13 protein-coding genes are annotated in these 16,281 nt (G+C 65.0%); 7 read left to right on the forward strand and 6 right to left on the reverse strand.

Going from position 1 to position 16,281, the window contains the following annotated elements:
- The first annotated feature begins 464 nt into the window (after positions 1–464).
- Positions 465–797: a PilZ domain-containing protein gene (locus tag SLG_RS07130; RefSeq protein WP_014075773.1), complete on the forward strand. Its 333-nt coding sequence runs from the start codon at positions 465–467 to the stop codon at positions 795–797.
- Positions 798–928: 131 nt separating this feature from the next.
- Here SLG_RS07130 and SLG_RS07135 read toward each other — a convergent pair whose 3' ends face one another.
- The 4 genes from SLG_RS07135 to SLG_RS20315 form a co-directional block, all read right to left on the reverse strand.
- On the reverse strand, positions 929–2,707 hold the full coding sequence (locus SLG_RS07135) for an ABC transporter transmembrane domain-containing protein (protein WP_014075774.1): 1,779 nt from the start codon (positions 2,705–2,707) through the stop codon (positions 929–931).
- Between the two features lie 376 nt (positions 2,708–3,083).
- Entirely contained in the window at positions 3,084–3,701 is a 618-nt protein-coding gene (gene prfH / locus SLG_RS07140) for a peptide chain release factor H (RefSeq protein WP_014075775.1), read from the reverse strand.
- Positions 3,698–4,795: an RNA ligase RtcB family protein gene (locus SLG_RS07145; protein WP_014075776.1), complete on the reverse strand. Its 1,098-nt coding sequence runs from the start codon at positions 4,793–4,795 to the stop codon at positions 3,698–3,700. Before SLG_RS07145 ends, prfH begins: the two co-directional genes overlap by 4 nt.
- The gene (locus SLG_RS20315; RefSeq protein ID WP_193790358.1) at positions 4,792–5,295 is read right to left on the reverse strand and encodes a hypothetical protein; all 504 of its coding nucleotides are present in this window, start codon (positions 5,293–5,295) and stop codon (positions 4,792–4,794) included. The genes SLG_RS07145 and SLG_RS20315 overlap by 4 nt, the downstream gene beginning before the upstream one ends.
- Before the next feature lie 1,275 nt (positions 5,296–6,570).
- On the opposite strand from SLG_RS20315, the gene SLG_RS07155 reads away from it, so the two are divergent.
- The 3 genes from SLG_RS07155 to SLG_RS07165 are packed head-to-tail and all read left to right on the forward strand — an operon-like array spanning position 6,571 to position 9,311.
- Positions 6,571–7,806 carry a polyhydroxyalkanoate depolymerase gene (locus tag SLG_RS07155; protein WP_014075779.1) on the forward strand — a complete coding sequence of 412 codons (1,236 nt, stop codon included), beginning with the start codon at positions 6,571–6,573 and terminating at the stop codon, positions 7,804–7,806.
- 24 nt (positions 7,807–7,830) lie between these two features.
- Positions 7,831–8,826 (forward strand): N-acetyl-D-Glu racemase DgcA, encoded by a 996-nt coding sequence (dgcA, locus tag SLG_RS07160; RefSeq protein ID WP_014075780.1) that lies wholly within the window; start codon positions 7,831–7,833, stop codon positions 8,824–8,826.
- 47 nt (positions 8,827–8,873) lie between these two features.
- Positions 8,874–9,311, forward strand: coding sequence for a hypothetical protein (locus SLG_RS07165; protein ID WP_148276519.1), 438 nt, complete (start codon positions 8,874–8,876; stop codon positions 9,309–9,311).
- Here the strand turns inward: SLG_RS07165 and SLG_RS07170 are convergent.
- Both SLG_RS07170 and ubiG read right to left on the reverse strand, forming a co-directional pair.
- On the reverse strand, positions 9,296–10,459 hold the full coding sequence (locus tag SLG_RS07170) for a mechanosensitive ion channel family protein (protein WP_148276520.1): 1,164 nt from the start codon (positions 10,457–10,459) through the stop codon (positions 9,296–9,298). The genes SLG_RS07165 and SLG_RS07170 overlap by 16 nt on opposite strands.
- Before the next feature lie 20 nt (positions 10,460–10,479).
- Positions 10,480–11,220, reverse strand: a complete 741-nt coding sequence (gene ubiG / locus SLG_RS07175; RefSeq protein ID WP_014075783.1) for a bifunctional 2-polyprenyl-6-hydroxyphenol methylase/3-demethylubiquinol 3-O-methyltransferase UbiG — start codon at positions 11,218–11,220, stop codon at positions 10,480–10,482.
- Positions 11,221–11,323: 103 nt separating this feature from the next.
- Here ubiG and SLG_RS07180 point away from each other — a divergent pair, with 103 nt between their 5' ends.
- The 3 genes from SLG_RS07180 (at position 11,324) to SLG_RS07190 (ending at position 16,278) form a co-directional block, all read left to right on the forward strand.
- Positions 11,324–12,583: an aspartate kinase gene (locus tag SLG_RS07180; RefSeq protein WP_014075784.1), complete on the forward strand. Its 1,260-nt coding sequence runs from the start codon at positions 11,324–11,326 to the stop codon at positions 12,581–12,583.
- Positions 12,584–12,775: 192 nt separating this feature from the next.
- Positions 12,776–13,762, forward strand: a complete 987-nt coding sequence (locus SLG_RS07185) for an NAD(P)H-dependent flavin oxidoreductase (RefSeq protein ID WP_443018055.1) — start codon at positions 12,776–12,778, stop codon at positions 13,760–13,762.
- A 221-nt stretch (positions 13,763–13,983) separates the two neighbouring features.
- Positions 13,984–16,278 carry a sensor histidine kinase gene (locus SLG_RS07190; protein WP_221413803.1) on the forward strand — a complete coding sequence of 765 codons (2,295 nt, stop codon included), beginning with the start codon at positions 13,984–13,986 and terminating at the stop codon, positions 16,276–16,278.
- The last annotated feature ends 3 nt before the right edge of the window (positions 16,279–16,281 follow it).

The raw sequence follows: 16,281 nt of genomic DNA on the forward strand, positions 1-16,281 counted from the left end.
CTCGACTTCCTCATACCGGATGGTGCCTTCACCGCGACGGCAGGGTTGCGGCATTCTGCGCCCTCCGCGTACCTCTGCTTCTCCAGCGACCTGAATGTCGGCGACAGCCTTGAGGAGCGACTTTCCCGCCGCCGGCTAGCGCGGTCGGATGCGCTGGTTTCCTTGGCACGCGAGCCACGGAGCAAGGGCGCGGTTTTGGCAGATATATGTGGGGCCGCTTTTGCCGGCATGCTTCGCCCGGCGGCCCTCGGTCGGATGAACTCGGGGCGCCTCGACCGCACAGCGCCACGCAGAACCGCACAGAACCGCGCAGCGTCGCTGCAAAGGCACCTGCACTGGAGATGCCATTACCGCCATGGCACCTGGTCTCGCCCGGAAAGAGCCCTGGCTCGGGCGCAGGGACGTTAGGATATTGGTAATGCGCCGCGCCTTATCCTTCGCTTTCAAAGGCGAGCAAGAACGATATGGGCGCGCTTCAGGAACCTTCAGACCAACATTATGTCTCACGCCTGCAGGACCGCCAGACGGTCCTCATTGGCGTGCGTGTGCGGCGCAAGGGCGAAAGCTGGTTCAAGAGCCGCATCACGGACATGTCGCTGGGGGGCTTCCGCCTGCTGAGCTTCGTGAAGCTGCGTGTCGGCATGGAGGTCTGGGTGATGTTCCCCGGCTTCGAGGGACGCAAGGCGCTGGTCGCCTGGACCGCCAATCATGAGGCCGGCTGCGAGTTCGAGAACCCGCTTCATCCCGCGATCTTCGATCACATCGTGCGCATGTCGGATCCCGGCGCCCGGGGCTGACTCCCGCAGACATCGGCGGAGGCGGAGCTGATCGATAGCCGCCGCGCTCGCCCCGGGAGCAGCGTGGATCACCTGTTCAACGATGCCGCTGGTCATGTGCGGGCGCTTCCCCCGTCCGATCGCTCCTGTGCTCAGGCCGGTTCCGCGAATTGCAGCGCAGCGAGGCGCGCGTACAAGCCATTGCGCGCGCTGAGCTCGGCATGGTTGCCGATTTCCACGATCCGGCCCTGATCCATCACGACAATGCGGTCGGCGGCACGCACGGTCGCGAGGCGATGGGCAATGACGATGGTCGTGCGGCCGCGCATGAGCTGGCCAAGGGCATCCTGGACCAGCCGCTCCGATTCGGCATCGAGCGCGGAAGTCGCCTCGTCCAGCAGGAGGAGCGGCGCATCGCGCAGCAGCGCGCGGGCAATGGCCAGACGCTGGCGCTGCCCGCCGGAGAGCCGTGCGCCGCCCTCGCCAAGCTCGGTGTCGAGGCCCTGGGGCAGACCAAGCAGGAAATCCTCGGCATTGGCCGCGCGTGCGGCGGCGAGAAGGTCATCATCGGTGGCGTCCCAGCGCCCGTAACGCAGATTGTCGCGCGCGCTGGCGGCAAACATCACTGTTTCCTGCGGCACGAGCGCGATCATCGCGCGGATATCGGCCGGATCGGCGCTGCGCAGATCGACGCCGTTGAGCAGGATCTGCCCGTCGGCGGGATCATAGAAGCGCTCCACAAGCTGCAGGATCGTGGACTTGCCCGCGCCGGAGGGGCCGACGATGGCGACCGTCTCGCCCGGCCTCACATCCAGCGAGAAATTCTCGAGCGCCAGGCTGTCGGGCCGTGTCGGATAGCGGAAGGAGACATTCTCGAAGCGCAGATGGGCCTGCCGGGCATCCGGTATGGCGACCGGCGCGGCCGGCGGCCGGATGGAGGGCGTCGCGCTCGTCAGCTCGCTCAGCCGGGCTGCGGCGCCCGCGCCGCGCAGCAGATCGCCATAGACTTCCGTCAGGGCGCCGAACGCGCCCGCGACGAGGCCGCCGGTGATGACGAAGGCAGCGATGCTGCCCCCCGAGAGCCGTCCAGAGACGACATCAAGCGCGCCTTGCCACATGATCATGGTGATCGAGCCGAAAATGACGAGGATGATCGTGGCGGTCATGAAGGCCCGGGCGACGATGCGCCGCCGCGCCGTGGCGAAGCCTTCCTCGACGGCCTGGCCGAACCGGGCTTCCTCCCGGCGCTCCTGTACGAAGGCCTGCACGATCTTCATGGCCCCGAGCACTTCGGTCGTGATGCTGCCGACTGCGGCCAGGCGGTCCTGGCTCGCGCGCGACAGGTTGCGCAGGCGGCGGCCGATAAAGATCACCGGCCCCAGCACGAGCGGAATGCCGAACAGCAGCATGGCTGTGAGGCGTGGCGCGAGCGTGAAAAGGTAGATGATCCCGCCCAAGCCGGTGAGCACGTTGCGCAGGGCCACCGAAACCGTCGAGCCGACGACCTGCTCGATGATGGCCGTGTCCGCCGTCATGCGCGACGCGATTTCGGATGGGCGGTTCTGCTCGAAGAAAGCTGGCTCCAACCTCAGGAGGTTGCGTTGCGCGGCGATCCTCATGTCGGCGACGACGCGTTCGCCGAGCCATGAGACGAAGTAGAAGCGCAGTGCCGTGGCCAGCGCCAGGACGACCACGATGACCAGCAGATATTGGAACCAGCGGCCGATGTCGCTGCCGGTCCCGGCCGCGAACCCCCGGTCGATGACCAGCTTGAAGCCGCTCGGAATGGCCAGCGTCGCGGCCGATGCCATCATGAGGGAAAGGGCAGCGCCGACAAGGCGGCCCGGATAGTTCAATGCCATGCGCCAGATCAGCCGCAGGCTGCCCAGGCTGGCGCCACGCGGCGCGTCGTCGGATCGGTTGGAAGCCATGGCGGCGCCCTAGACGATTTTGCTCGCCAGTGAAAATGCTCTGTGGGGCATTCGTCCGGCGTTTTTCCTGTGTCGGGCGGATTGGGCGACGTGGACAAATCTCCCGGCCTGACAGGGAGTCCGCTATCTGGTCGCCTTGATAGCTAGCGCCATGGCTGAATTGGGTGGGGAGGCGTCAGGCGGTTTCCGGCGGAAAATGGGGACGAAGCCGTCGTTCCCAAACCGGAGGTTGAGCGCCCGCTCTGGCCTAATGCCGACGTTCCGCCCTTGTTCGCACGGGAAGCCTTACGACTGAGGCTGACGATAGAGGAAGGGCAGCTTCAATCGCCAATATCGCGCGAAGCTGCCATTCTCTTACGCCCCTTAGCCTTATCGGCTAACGCCGCCTGAACCGCTCGCCCTCATAGGTCCGGATCGCATTGCCACGCTCGAGTTCGCGGCTGTGATCCCACAGGGCCCTTTTGCCTTCGGCTTCACCTGCTCCCCGTCGCTCCTCAAGCGCCATCGTCAGTTTCAGCCGCGCAATCTTCTTGTTCGCGAGTTGCGAGCGTTGATCCTGGGACGTCGCGACAAGCCCACTCGGCAAATGCGTCGCCCGAACTGCGCTATCGGTCTTGTTGACATGCTGCCCGCCAGGCCCGGAAGCGCGAAAGGTCTGATAGCGAATGTCTTCGTCCCTTAGGTCCGGCGACTGCGCGTCGATCCGGAAAGGTCGCACGCCGACGAACCAATTCCGCCGCTTGTGCAGAGGGCGGAACGGACTGGTTCCGATCCAACGGATTGTGCCGATGCAGGTGGCGGCGAATGCCTCCGCCCCGTCGCCCGATACGCGCAGCAACGCCGTTGCCGCTGGTCCCTCGACCGGCTCGACCGGTTCGCATACCAGCCCGCCGGCCACGCCCTCCCGGCTGAGCGCATGGACCAGCTGAGCCACGACCCACTCGCACTCCCTCGGTCCCTGACCGGAGAAGAGATGCAGGATAATCTCCGTCATGCGCGCCTCGTCTTGTAGGTGAGCAGTGGGCGCAACGTCGCGATCAGGTCGATCAGCCCCGCCGTTTCGAGATCGCGCACGACCTGATGGACGTCCTTGTACGCCTGCGGAGCCTCCTCATAAATCAGGTCACGATCCTCGCAGATCACCCGGCTACCCAGCTTCGTTCGCTCAAGATCGGCGATGCTGAACCGGCGGACGAGCTTGTCCTTGGCCTCGCTGCGGCTCCATTTGCGGCCCGCGCCATGCGCGAGCGAATGCAGCGCCGCGTCAGCCTGTTCCAGCCGGGGGCGGACCAGATAGGTCATGTCGCCGCGCGATCCGGGGATCGCGACCAGCCCCTTGTCCGCGGGTGCCGCACCTTTGCGGTGCAGCCACCCACCCTGATGCGGCGTCACGCTGTTGTGGCAGATGTCGAGCAGACGCTCGCCAGTGGTCCCGATCCGATCGAGAAAGCGCTCGGCGATGACCTTGCGGTTGAGCACCGCCCAACGCATCGCATCGTTATGCGCGGCCAAATAGTCCGCGCGTTCGGTCTCGCCAGCGATCAACCCGCCGACATTGTGCCGTGCGAGATGCGCGGCCAGGATGGCCTGGCCCAGCCCCCGCGACCCGCTGTGTACCATCAGATAGAGCGCGGCGGGATCGACCCCCGTGTCTCCGTCTCCATGCACCGTCTCAATCCGCAGCAGCTCGGCGAAATGGTTGCCCCCGCCGATCGTGCCCAGCGCTTCGCCGGCAAGATCTGGTGCCAGCGCAGCCTCCGCGAGACGCGCGGCACCATCCCCTGACCATGGGCCGTCCAGACCGCGCAACTTGCGCTCGACGGTATCGAGCCGGAACTTGCGTAGCGGCATTGCGGTACGCCAAAGCCCCATCCCACACCCGATGTCGCTGCCGACCAGGTGGGGATAAACATGGCTGCGTGACCAGAAAGCTGCGCCCACCGCAATGCCGCGTCCGGCATGCAGGTCGGGTAGCCCAACGATGCGATCGATTCCGTCGAGCCGTGCAGTCTGGTGAAGCTGGTTCACCGCTGCCTGTTCGATCCAGCTTTCGGGCGAGGCCACGATATGTATGGTTGCACCGTTCATGGTGCCACCTCCTCTCGTGCGGGCTTGCGCCTGCCGGGCGCAACGACAAGCCCCTGGTCGCGCCAGAACCAGACACGATCCTTCAGCACGCCGTCGCACGGGTCGACATAGAGTTCGCAGCGCCGCCAACTGTACCGGTCGGGATCAAGGACACGGCCTTCGCACAGCAATTCCCCATGCCGGCCCTGCGAGATGCCGAAGATCACGAAATCGCGCAGATGTTCGCGAACGTGCATCTTCACGGTGCTGCCGGTGTCGAGATGCTCGCAGATTTCGCTGAACACATCATCCCAGCGCCGTCCTACCCGCCGCTGGAGGAAGCGCACGAGCGGCGCGAGATTCTCGTTGAGCGATTTCGAATAGTCCGCGCGCTCGCGGACGTGCCGCTTTAGACCGATCTGCTTGAAGTCGTTGTGGTCATTCTTGAGTTTTACGGGCGGCGCATGCCGCGAGCCCCAGCGCGGACGCTCGACGATGACCTTGAACATGTCAGCGCGCATGGCGATCCTCCCCAAGAGCGGAGATGCCCGTCGGCAGACGTTGAATATAAAGAATGGACGCGGCGCCATCGCCGCGAAAAAGGGTCAGGCGACCGCAGTCACCCGCACGGGAATTGCCCATGTGATATGTTCCTGAACTCGGAAAACGGGAGTGATGACGGGTGCGGTTGCGGCTCGCATATGTTCACTCCTTTCCTTCGTTCGAGAAACAGTGTTGCGGCCCTTACGCCAAATCGCCCCGCCGATCAATGGCTCCGAGTTGTCCGCATCGGTATCGCCACCCGGATGAGGTCCGCTTTTCGGTGTCCGCTGTTCGATCCCCAATGACCACTTCTCGGGCACATTGCTGTTGACGGTCCCGCAATGCGCGAACGGCGGGTTCTAACGGAAGCTGCTGTTCTATGCACGGCAGGCGAACGGCGCGATTTGGTCGTGTCCTGACAGGCCCCTTCCGGAGGAAGACGCCGGCTAGCCGCCCTTCCGCAAAGCCATCGAATTCGTGCACGCCGCCCAAGGCCTTCTCCGCCTGCGGGGAACGGCCCTCCAAAGCGCCGGAGGGGCGAGGCATCGCGGGCGGATATTCGCTGCTTGCTTTCGTGGCATCACCCCAATCAGCACCGCTTTTTCGGCTGTCCTACACCCCCTCCGCCATGGCAGCCCTGCCGGACGCCTCTTCCCGTTGCAGGAAACAGGATAATGCGTGGCTCTCGGCGAATTCTCATCGAAGGATTTTCATCATCCGGTCGGGCCGCGCAGGCTTGCCGGGACGAGCTCCAGCGTCTGCCGCATCGGCGCTCTCGCAAAGGTCACGGAAGCGGAAGATGACACGGACGGGTCGTCATCTTTGTAAACTTCCAGGCCGCACCGCCTTGTTGGCCCGGCATGGGTGGGCCGTCGCGGCGCATCGTCCGTGCTCCTCCTCCTCGGCACGGGCCCTCGCCACGGCTCCGCGAATCGGCCCGGCCCTCGAATGGCGCCGTCGCAGGGGAGAGGGCCATCCCCCGATTCCCCGATCGCGATCTCCCCGAGAGCCGAGGCGCGTTTCGGCTCGAAATTTGTCCGTGCTCCCCCTGGGCTATCGGTGCCGGGATGAACCCTGATGCGGCCGGATTCCGGCGCTCTTCTTTTGCATCGGCATCGGTCTCCATTATATGCAAGACATGGGGATCGAGCCGAGAAAAGGATTCTTAACGGCATATTCGTGGAAGCCGGTTTTACTGCATCGCAACATCGGTTCCCTTGCCCTATATGGTTGGGCAAAAGGCTAGGACATACATGCTCTACAATGCTTATGAGATTCAGCGCAGCCTGCTGGCCAGTGCAAGCGCCATGGCGACGGCCAGTGTGGAGCTGTTGCAGAATCCGGCCAATCCCTTCGCCTATTTCGGCGGGGGCCCCATGCTCGCGTCCGCCCTGGATGTCTTCGCCCATGCGGCAGCGCCGCGCGGCAAGCCGGCCTTCGATCTCCCCACTACGGACATAGACGGCAAGACCGTCGCGGTGCGCGAGGTCGTCGAGGCACGCAAGACCTTCGGCCAGCTCAAGCATTTCATCCGCGAAGGGCACGAGACGGGCAGCCCCAAGGTGTTGGTCGTCGCGCCCATGTCCGGCCATTTCGCGACTCTGCTGCGGGGCACGGTGGCACGCCTCATGCCGGGGCATGACGTCTACATCACCGATTGGCGGGACGCGCGCAACGTGCCGCTGTCCCAGGGCGGTTTCGACCTCGATGATTATGTCGACTATCTGATCGACTGGCTCGATCATATGGGCCCCGGCGCGCACATGCTGGCTGTCTGCCAGCCCTCCGTGCCCTGTCTCGCCGCCGCGAGCCTCATGTCCGCAGCCGATCATCCGGCCCGGCCGCGCACGCTCACCATGATGGGTGGCCCCATCGACACGCGCCAGGGGCCGACGGCGGTCAATGAGCTCGCGCAGGAGCGGCCGCTGAGCTGGTTCCGGCAGAATGTGGTGGCCACGGTGCCCTTCAGCTATCCGGGCGCCGGGCGGAAAGTCTATCCGGGCTTCATGCAGCTTGCCGGCTTCATGTCGATGAATCTCGGCAACCATCTGATGAGCCACTGGCAGATGTTCCGGCATCTGGTGAAAGGTGACGAGGAAAGCGCCGAGGCGACCAAGCGCTTCTATGACGAATATCGCTCGGTGTGCGACATGACGGCGGAATTCTATCTCCAGACCGTCAACGAGGTGTTCAAGAAGCACAGCCTGCCCAAGGGCGAGTTCATGCATCGCGGTGCCGTCGTGGATACCGGCGCGATCCGGGACGTGGCCCTGCTGGCTGTGGAAGGGGAGAATGACGACATCTCCGGCATCGGCCAGACCGAAGCGGCCCTCCACATCACGCCCAATCTGCCTGACGCGATGAAGCAATATTATCTCGCCAGAGACGTGGGCCATTATGGCATCTTCAATGGCTCGAAATGGCGCAACCGCATTGCACCCGTGGTGGAAGCGTGGATCGCGCAGCATGATCGGTCGACGCGCAACTGAGGTGAGGGCCGTGAGACAAAGGGCATGACGGGCGCGATCCGGCTTCATTCGGTGGCCGTGGAGCGTTTTCCCGTGGCCGGTGCATTCACCATCAGCCGGGGCGCCAAGACGTTCGTCGATGTCGTCGTCTGTACCGTCACCGACGGGGTCCGAACCGGCCGTGGGGAAGGCACCGCAATCTATTATCATGGCGAGACCGCGCAGGGTTGCGCCGACGCGATCCGCGCGGTTGCCACCGATCCGGCCGCGTTCGATCGCCACGCACTGCGAGGGCTGATGCCGCCGGGCGCAGCGCGCAATGCGCTGGATTGCGCGCTATGGGACATCGAGGCGCGGCGCGAGGGCGCGCCGGTGTGGCAGCTTGCGGGCCTTCCCGAACCTTCTCCGGTGCGCACGGCCTTCACCATCAGTCTCGACGAACCCGATGTCATGGCCGCGGCAGCGGCGCGCGCCGCGGCACGGGGCTTCTCCCTCCTCAAGTGCAAGCTGACGGGCGAGGGCGATCCGGCGCGCATCGAGGCGGTGCGGCAAGGCGCGCCCGATGCCGATCTGATCGTGGATGCCAACGAGAGCTGGGCCGGAATGGACATCGCGGTGCAGGCCCGCGCCCTCGCCGATCTGGGGGTATCGCTGATTGAACAGCCTCTGCCGGCGGGACATGATTCCGCCTTGGCGGGGCTTTCGCTGGCGGTGCCGATTTGCGCGGACGAGAGCTGCCAGAGCCTTGCCGATATCGAGGGTCTGGGTGCTTATCAGGCCATCAACATCAAGCTGGACAAGGCCGGAGGCCTGACGGAAGCGCTGGCGATGGCAAAGGCCGCGCGAGACCATGGCCAGAAGGTCATGGTCGGCTGCATGCTGGGCACCTCACTGGGCATCGCGCCGGCCTTTCTACTGGCGGGATCAGCAAGCTGGGTCGACCTGGATGGCGCGCTGCTGCTGGCGCGGGATCGCGACGAAGGATTGATCGTTTCGGACGGAATGCTCCAGCCGGGCCGTTTGTGGGGGACGGGACAATAATTAAAGATTTACCAGCTTGACTTAAGTCATCCTGATCGGTCACTCGAATGGCTGATCCGGAATTTGGGGCATGGAACCGGACCCTTTGGTCATATCTGAGGAGATGTTGCGTGCGCTTTGCACGAATTCTCGCGCTGCTGCTCGTTGCTGCCACCTTGGGCATCTGCGGCTATTATCTCTGGAAAATGCCCTTCGCCTGGTTTCACCTTCCGCCCGCGATCATCGGCGTCCTGATGAGTGTCTATTTCTGGCGCAGGGCTCCCAAGCGGAAAAAGGCCCGACGTGCCGCGGCGCTTGCGAGCTGTGCGGTGGTGCCGTTCATCGGCGCCAGCGCCGTCATCAGCCTCTTCACCTCGCCAGCGCCTGTCTGGCCCGTTTTCATGACGCTGACCGCGTTCTCCATCCTGGTCGCCGTCGTCGCGTTGATGCGGATCGAGCGTAAGCAGGCGCACATCTGGGCGGATTATTATCAGGACGTCGCCTGAGGCGAGGTTTGAACCGGCGGGACGGTTGCCCCCCAGTCGGCGGGATAGGGCATGATCATGCGACCGTCCGGCGCCGCCGTGAAGGTCGTCTGTGTCGGGTAAGCAAACTCGACCCCGCCTTCATTGAAGCGCCGCAGAATCGCGAGTCCGATCCGGTGCCGGATGCTGTAGATTTCCTCCCAGTCCGTCGAAAACACGTCGAACTCGACTTCGAAATCCAGTGAACTGGCGCCGAAGCCGACGAAACCCGCGCGCACGAAGACGCCGCCATTGGCTTCGACCAGTTCGCGCATGAGGACGGGGATGCCCTCCGCGACCTCTGGTGCCGTCTGATAGATGACGCCGACGGCAAACTTGAGCCTCCGCCGGTCGAGGCCTGAATAAGCCGTGATCTCCTTGTTCAGAAGCTGGGCATTGGAAACCACGATCCGTTCGCCGGTGACGGCCCGCAGCCGGGTGGATTTGAGGCCGATGCGCTCCACCGTGGCTGTCTGGCTGCCGAAATTGATGGCATCGCCCACCTTGAAGGGCTGGTCGAAGATGATCGAGAGCGAGGCGAAGAGATCCGAGAAGATACCCTGCGCGGCAAGGCCGATGGCGATGCCGCCGATGCCCAAGCCTGCGACAAGGCCGGTCACGTTGACGCCGAGATTGTCCAGCACCACGATGATCGCAACGGCGAAGACCGCCACCGAGACGAGCACCTTGATGAGGCCGGAGGCATTGGCAAGGGCCTCGCTGCCGCCCATCTCCGGGTTCGAGCGAAGGCGGATCAGGCCCAGGACGATCTGGCGCACCCAGATCGCGACTTGCCACGCAGTCACGACGGTGAAGAGAAAGCCGATCGTCCGGAACACAGTGGGGGGCGGATCGGCATAGCCGACCACCAGACGCGCCGCGACGAGCAGCATGAAGACATGGCCTGTGCGCGCTGCCGCTTCTTCAAGAACACTCATGAAAGGCGCGCTCTTGGCACCACGCGCGAAGATGCGGATGAGCAAGCCCTTCAGCAGCCCAAGCAGCAGATAGATAACCAGCCCGGCCGCCGACGCGATGAGAATCTCGCTCCAGTTGAGCGATACCCAGTCCCATGCCTGGTCCATCGTATCGACGGGATTTCGGGCGGACGCTGGAGAGGAAGCGGACATGGTGGCGATATCCCGAATTATCAGGCTGGAATCTGGGTAACCGCCAGAATGTAATTCAGTGCCAGATTGTCGCTCAGCACGAAGCCGTATCGGGGATCGGCGAGCAGGCCCTTGCGGTCCACGATCTGCAGTCCCTGCGCTGCGAGTTGCGCTTCCATTTCGTCGGGTGTGATAAACCGGGACCAGTCATGCGTGCCCCGGGGGATACGCCCAAGCCCTTCCGCCAGCGAGACGATCAGCAGGCGGGAGAGGGGCGTGCGATTGGGGGTCGAGAGGATGAGCAGGCCATCAGGCTTGAGCAAGCGCGCGATGGCGGCCAGGAAGAGGGCCGGGTCGCTGACATGCTCGATAACCTCAAGGGTGGTGATGAGATCATAGCGCGGCTCGGCGAGCATTTCGACGCCACAGGCGCGGTAGTCGATGGCGAGTCCCATGGCATCGGCATGCGCGCGGGCAACGGCGATGTTTTCAGGCGCCGCGTCGATTGCCGTGACGGCTGCGCCCATGCGTGCGAGCGGTTCGGCGACGAGGCCGGCGCCGCAGCCGATGTCCAGCGCGCGCTTGCCGGCAAGGGGCCGCAGTGTCGCGCTGTCGCCATGCCAATGCTTGTCGATCGCTTCCCGAATATAGCCTAGCCGGGCCGGACCGAGCTTGTGCAGCATGGCGCTGCCACCTTCGGGATCCCACCAGTCGGCGGCCTGGGCGCCGAAATGCGCCGCTTCCCTGGGGTCGATCGTCCCTGCTTGCGCGTCGCTTGCCATGACCTGTCCTGCTGACTAAGAGGGCGCCGGCTCGAAGCCGGCGAAACCAAAACGCCTGTTTTCCTGCCCCCTTGATAGTCGATGAAAGGTCCGCGGCAAGTCCATGGCGCGAATTGTGATGAAATTTGGCGGCACGTCGATGGCCGGCATGGAACGCATCCGCAACGTCGCAATGCGCGTCAAGCACGAGGTCGGCCTTGGCAATGAGGTCGCGGTCGTGGTTTCCGCCATGGCGGGCGAGACGGACCGGCTTGTCGGCTTCTGCAAGGAAGCGAGCCCGCTCTACGACGAGGCGGAATATGACGTGGTCGTCGCTTCGGGCGAACAGGTCACGTCCGGCCTGCTGGCGATGACGCTCAAGGCGATCGGCGTGGACGCGAGGAGCTGGCTTGGCTGGCAGCTTCCCATCCGCACGGTGGAAGCGCACAGCAAGGCGCGCATCGAGGACATCGAAACGCAGGCGCTGTTGCAGGCGATGGCAGCCGGACAGGTCGCGGTGATTCCCGGCTTCCAGGGTCAGATGGCGGATGGCCGCGTCTCCACGCTCGGCCGTGGCGGCTCGGATACCTCCGCTGTCGCCATCGCGGCCGCCGTGAAGGCCGAGAGATGCGATATCTATACGGACGTGGATGGCGTCTACACGACCGATCCGCGCATCGTGAGCCGGGCCCGCAAGCTCAACAAGGTCACCTATGAGGAAATGCTGGAGCTGGCGAGCGTTGGCTCGAAAGTGCTGCAGACCCGCTCTGTCGCGCTCGCGATGAAGGAGAAGGTGCGCGTGCAGGTGCTCTCCTCGTTCGAGCAACCCGGCAATGATCCCGAACCCGGCACGATGATCGTCAGCGAAGAAGAAATCGAGGAAAGCGACATGGAACGGCAGCTCATCACCGGCATCGCGCACGACAAGAACGAGGCCAAGATCATCGTGACCCGCGTGCCCGACAAGCCGGGCGCCGTGGCCAGCATCTTCCTGCCGCTTGCCGAGGCGAGCATCAATGTCGACATGATCATCCAGAACGACAGCAAGGACAATGCGGAGACGGACGTCACCTTCACCGTGCCGCGCGCCGACCTTGCCCGCAGTGTCGACATCCTCGAGGCACGCAAGGAAAGCATCGGCTTCCGGCGCATCATCACGGACGCGGAGGTCGCGAAGATTAGCGTGGTGGGCGTAGGCATGCGCAGCCATGCCGGTGTCGCCGCGCTGATGTTCAAGACTCTGGCCGATCGCGGCATCAATATCGAGGCGATCTCGACGAGCGAGATCAAGGTCTCCGTGCTGATCGACGAGGACGAGACGGAACTGGCGGTTCGCGTGCTGCACACGGCTTATGGCCTGGATGGGGACCAGCCGGCGGGTTGAGCCGCCGCTGACATTGTGGCTGAATGCCGGATGCGGGAAACCCCCGCCCGCCAACGCACCAGCCTGTATCGGCTCGGCTTGTGTCGAGACGTCGCCGGCAAGACGCTGTGGGGCGAAGAATGCGCGCCGGAGCGCACTGGATAGTAAAGAGAACAGGGGGTTTCCTTGACCGTTGATCGACTGGCCGCCCTGATGGAGCGCGGCGCGGAATTTCTGGGCAGCGAGACTGCAATTATCTGCGGCGCGATGAGCTGGGTGTCCGAGCGGCATCTGGTCGCCGCGGTCAGCAACGCCGGCGGCTTTGGCCTGATCGCCTGCGGCGCGATGACGCCCGAATTGCTGGATGCCGAGATCGCGGCCACCCGCGCGCTCACGGACAGGCCGTTCGGCGTCAATCTCATCACCATGCACCCGCAGCTTTTCGACCTGATCGCGGTCTGTGCCAAACATGCGGTAGGCCATGTGGTCCTTGCCGGCGGCCTCCCGCCCAAGGGCAGCATCGAGGCAATCAGGGAATGGGGCGCGAAGGTCATCTGCTTCGCTCCGGCGCTGGCGCTGGCCAGGAAGCTGCACCGCTCGGGTGTCGATGCTCTGGTGATCGAGGGCATGGAGGCCGGGGGGCATATCGGACCCGTGGCGACCGGCGTCCTTGCACAGGAGATCCTGCCGGTGCTCGCCGGGGAACTGCCGATCTTCGTGGCCGGCGGCATCGGCCATGGCGAGGCGATCGCAGCCTATCTGGAAATGGGAGCTGCAGGCGTCCAGCTCGGCACGCGCTTCGCCTGCGCCACCGAGAGCATCGCGCATCCGAACTTCAAGAAGGCGTTCTTCCGTGCCTCGGCCCGCGACGCGGTGGCGAGCGTGCAGATCGATCCGCGCCTGCCGGTCATTCCCGTGCGGGCGTTGCGGAACGCGGGAAGCGACGCGTTCACCACCAAGCAGCGGGAAGTCGCGCAATTGCTCGACGAGGGCAAGGTCGACATGGGTGCGGCCCAGCTTCAGATCGAGCATTACTGGGCCGGCGCGCTGCGCCGGGCAGTGATCGACGGGGACGTGGAGAATGGCTCGCTGATGGCGGGGCAATCGGTGGGCATGGTGACGAAGGAAGAACCCGTTGCCGACATCATCGCCGCCCTGATGGCCGAGGCGCGCGAGGCGCTCGCTCGTCGCACGGCCTGATCCCTGCGACGCGGCCGACCGGGGCGATGCCCAGGGAAATGGCCTCTCTCGGATGAAGACTTCGGCGTGAGCAGTTGCGTTCAGGAGGCGCGCCCGACCACGCATTTGTTGGCGCTCTTCGGCCATGCCTTGTCTCACGCGGGATTGGCTCGTAATCCAGCCTGGTGATTTCGCTTCCGCCGCTTACACTGGCCATCGCCGGAGCCGTCCTGGCCCTGTGGATGGCATTGTCGCTCTGGGCTCTCTTGACGGGACTCAGTCTGCGCCGGTCGTCGCGGCAGGCGCGGGGGCAGGCCGATCGGCTGGCGGACCTCCTGCAATCGGCGCCGGCGATTCCCATGCTCGTGCGATCGGACGGGCGCATCGAGGCGCCAGATCGCCTTGCGAACTGGCTCGGGCGCACCACTGTCCCCGCTTTTCTCTCCGAGCTGGTGTCCGAGGAAGGCGGGCTGGAGCCGGAACATTCCCGCGCGCTGGCTGCCGAGGTCAAGGCCGCCCAGCGCGGCGGACGCTCCTTCGTCCTCCCCATCCGGGCGCGCGGATCGAGCCGGACGCTGCTGGTGCGCGGAGGACCGGCCGGACCGGACCTCGCCAGCCCGGGGACGATCGTGCTGTGGATCTTCGATGCCACCGAGAGCCAGTCCCAGATCGAGGAGTTGCGCAAACGCGTCGGCGATTATCGAGAAGCGCTGGAGGCATTGTCCGGCGTCATCGAGGCCGCGCCGATGCCGGTCTGGCATCGCGGGGCCGACCAGCGCCTGAGTCTCGTCAACAGCGCATATGTCCGATCGGTCGACGGGGAGTCGGCGCAGCAGGTGATCGAGCAGGGCATCGAGCTTGTCGAAGCGGTCGATGGCCTCTCCCCGAGCGCATCCGCTGCTCGCGCGGCCGATGCCAATGCGCCGACCGCGCGCATGGTCCCCGTCACCATCGATGGCGAGCGGCGCCTCATGCGGGTCGTGGACGTGCCGCTCGGCCCGGTCGGTGTCGCGGGCTATGCCATCGACATGCAGGAGCTGGAGGAAGCCAGAGCCGAGCTTCGCCACCTGGTGCAGGCCAATCGCGACATGCTCGACCGGCTCTCCGCAGGCGTGGTCCAGTTCAGCTCCAATCATCTTCTCCAGTTCTGCAACCAGCCGTTTCTCAGCATTTTCGGCCTCAGTCCGGAAATGGCGACGGCCGACACGCATTTCGACCGCGTGCTCGATGCCATGCGCGATGCCGGGCTGGTGCCGGAGACGGCCGATTTTCCGGCCTGGCGCAAGGAGAAGCGCGAATGGTTCCAGTCACCCAATGCCCGCGAGGAGCATTGGCGGCTGCGCGATGGCGTGCATATGCGCGTCTATGCTCAGCCGCTCCCGGATGGCGGCCTGCTGCTGATCTTCGAGGATCGTACCGAGCATGTGCAGCTGTCGAGCGCACGCGACACGCTGCTGCGCGTGCGCACGGCTACCCTCGACAATCTGTTCGAAGCGATTGCCGTGTTCGCGGCCGATGGGCGCCTCCATCTCTGGAACAGCCGCTTCCGGCAGATATGGGCCGTGCAGGAAGTGTTGCTCGCCACCCATCCGCGCGTCGATGAGCTGATGTCGGCGCTGGCGGACCGGCTGGCGCGTCCGCAGCAATCGAGCCTCGTTCACCAGCTCATCCGTGCAGCGACCGTCGAGCGCCGCCAGCGGGGCGGACGCATCGCGTTCGCCGATGGACGCTATTTCGAGTTCGCGGCCATTCCGCTGCCGGACGGCAATGCGCTGTTCGTCATGCTCGACATCTCCGACAGCCGCCGTATCGAACAGGCGCTGCGCGACCGCAACGAAGCGCTCGAGGATGCCGACCGGGTGAAGACCGCTTTCGTGTCCAACATGAGCTATGAATTGCGGACTCCGCTGACCTCGATTGCCGGCTTCGCGGAGATGATGCAGTCCGGCTATGCGGGCGAGCTGACGCCGCAGGCGCGCGAATATGTGGATGCGATCATCGCCAGCACCACACGCCTCGCGCGCCTGATCGACAATGTGCTCGATCTTACGCAGGGCGCGGCGGGGGGCTTGCCGATCGAGCGCAAGCCGGTGGAGGTGGAACCGCTCGTGACGGGGCTTGCCGCTGCCTTCGAGGAGAAGGCGCAGGCGCGCGGCGTCACGATCGCGCTGGCGCTGCGGCCCAACCTGGGCACGATCGTCGGTGATGAACGGCGCATCCGGCAAGCCGTGGAGCATGTGGTCGATAATGCCGTGCGCTTCGTTCAGGACGGTGGGCGGGTGCTGATCCATGGCGAGGGCACGCACAAGAGCGTGCGCATCATCGTCTCGGATGACGGCCCCGGCATCGAATCCCGGCTGCAGGCCCGCCTGTTCGACAGCTTCGCGCGGTTCGGGCGCAATGCGGCCGGGGAGACTACGGGGCTCGGCCTGCCGCTCGTGCGCCAGTTCGTGGAATCCCACGGCGGCTCGGTGAGCCTGGTGTCGGAGCCGGGACAAGGCACCATCGTCACGATCGAGCTGCCGCGTGGCGAATGAAGC

Origin of the sequence: Sphingobium sp. SYK-6, assembly GCF_000283515.1 — a bacterium.
Classification (GTDB): Bacteria; Pseudomonadota; Alphaproteobacteria; order Sphingomonadales; family Sphingomonadaceae; genus Sphingobium; species Sphingobium lignivorans.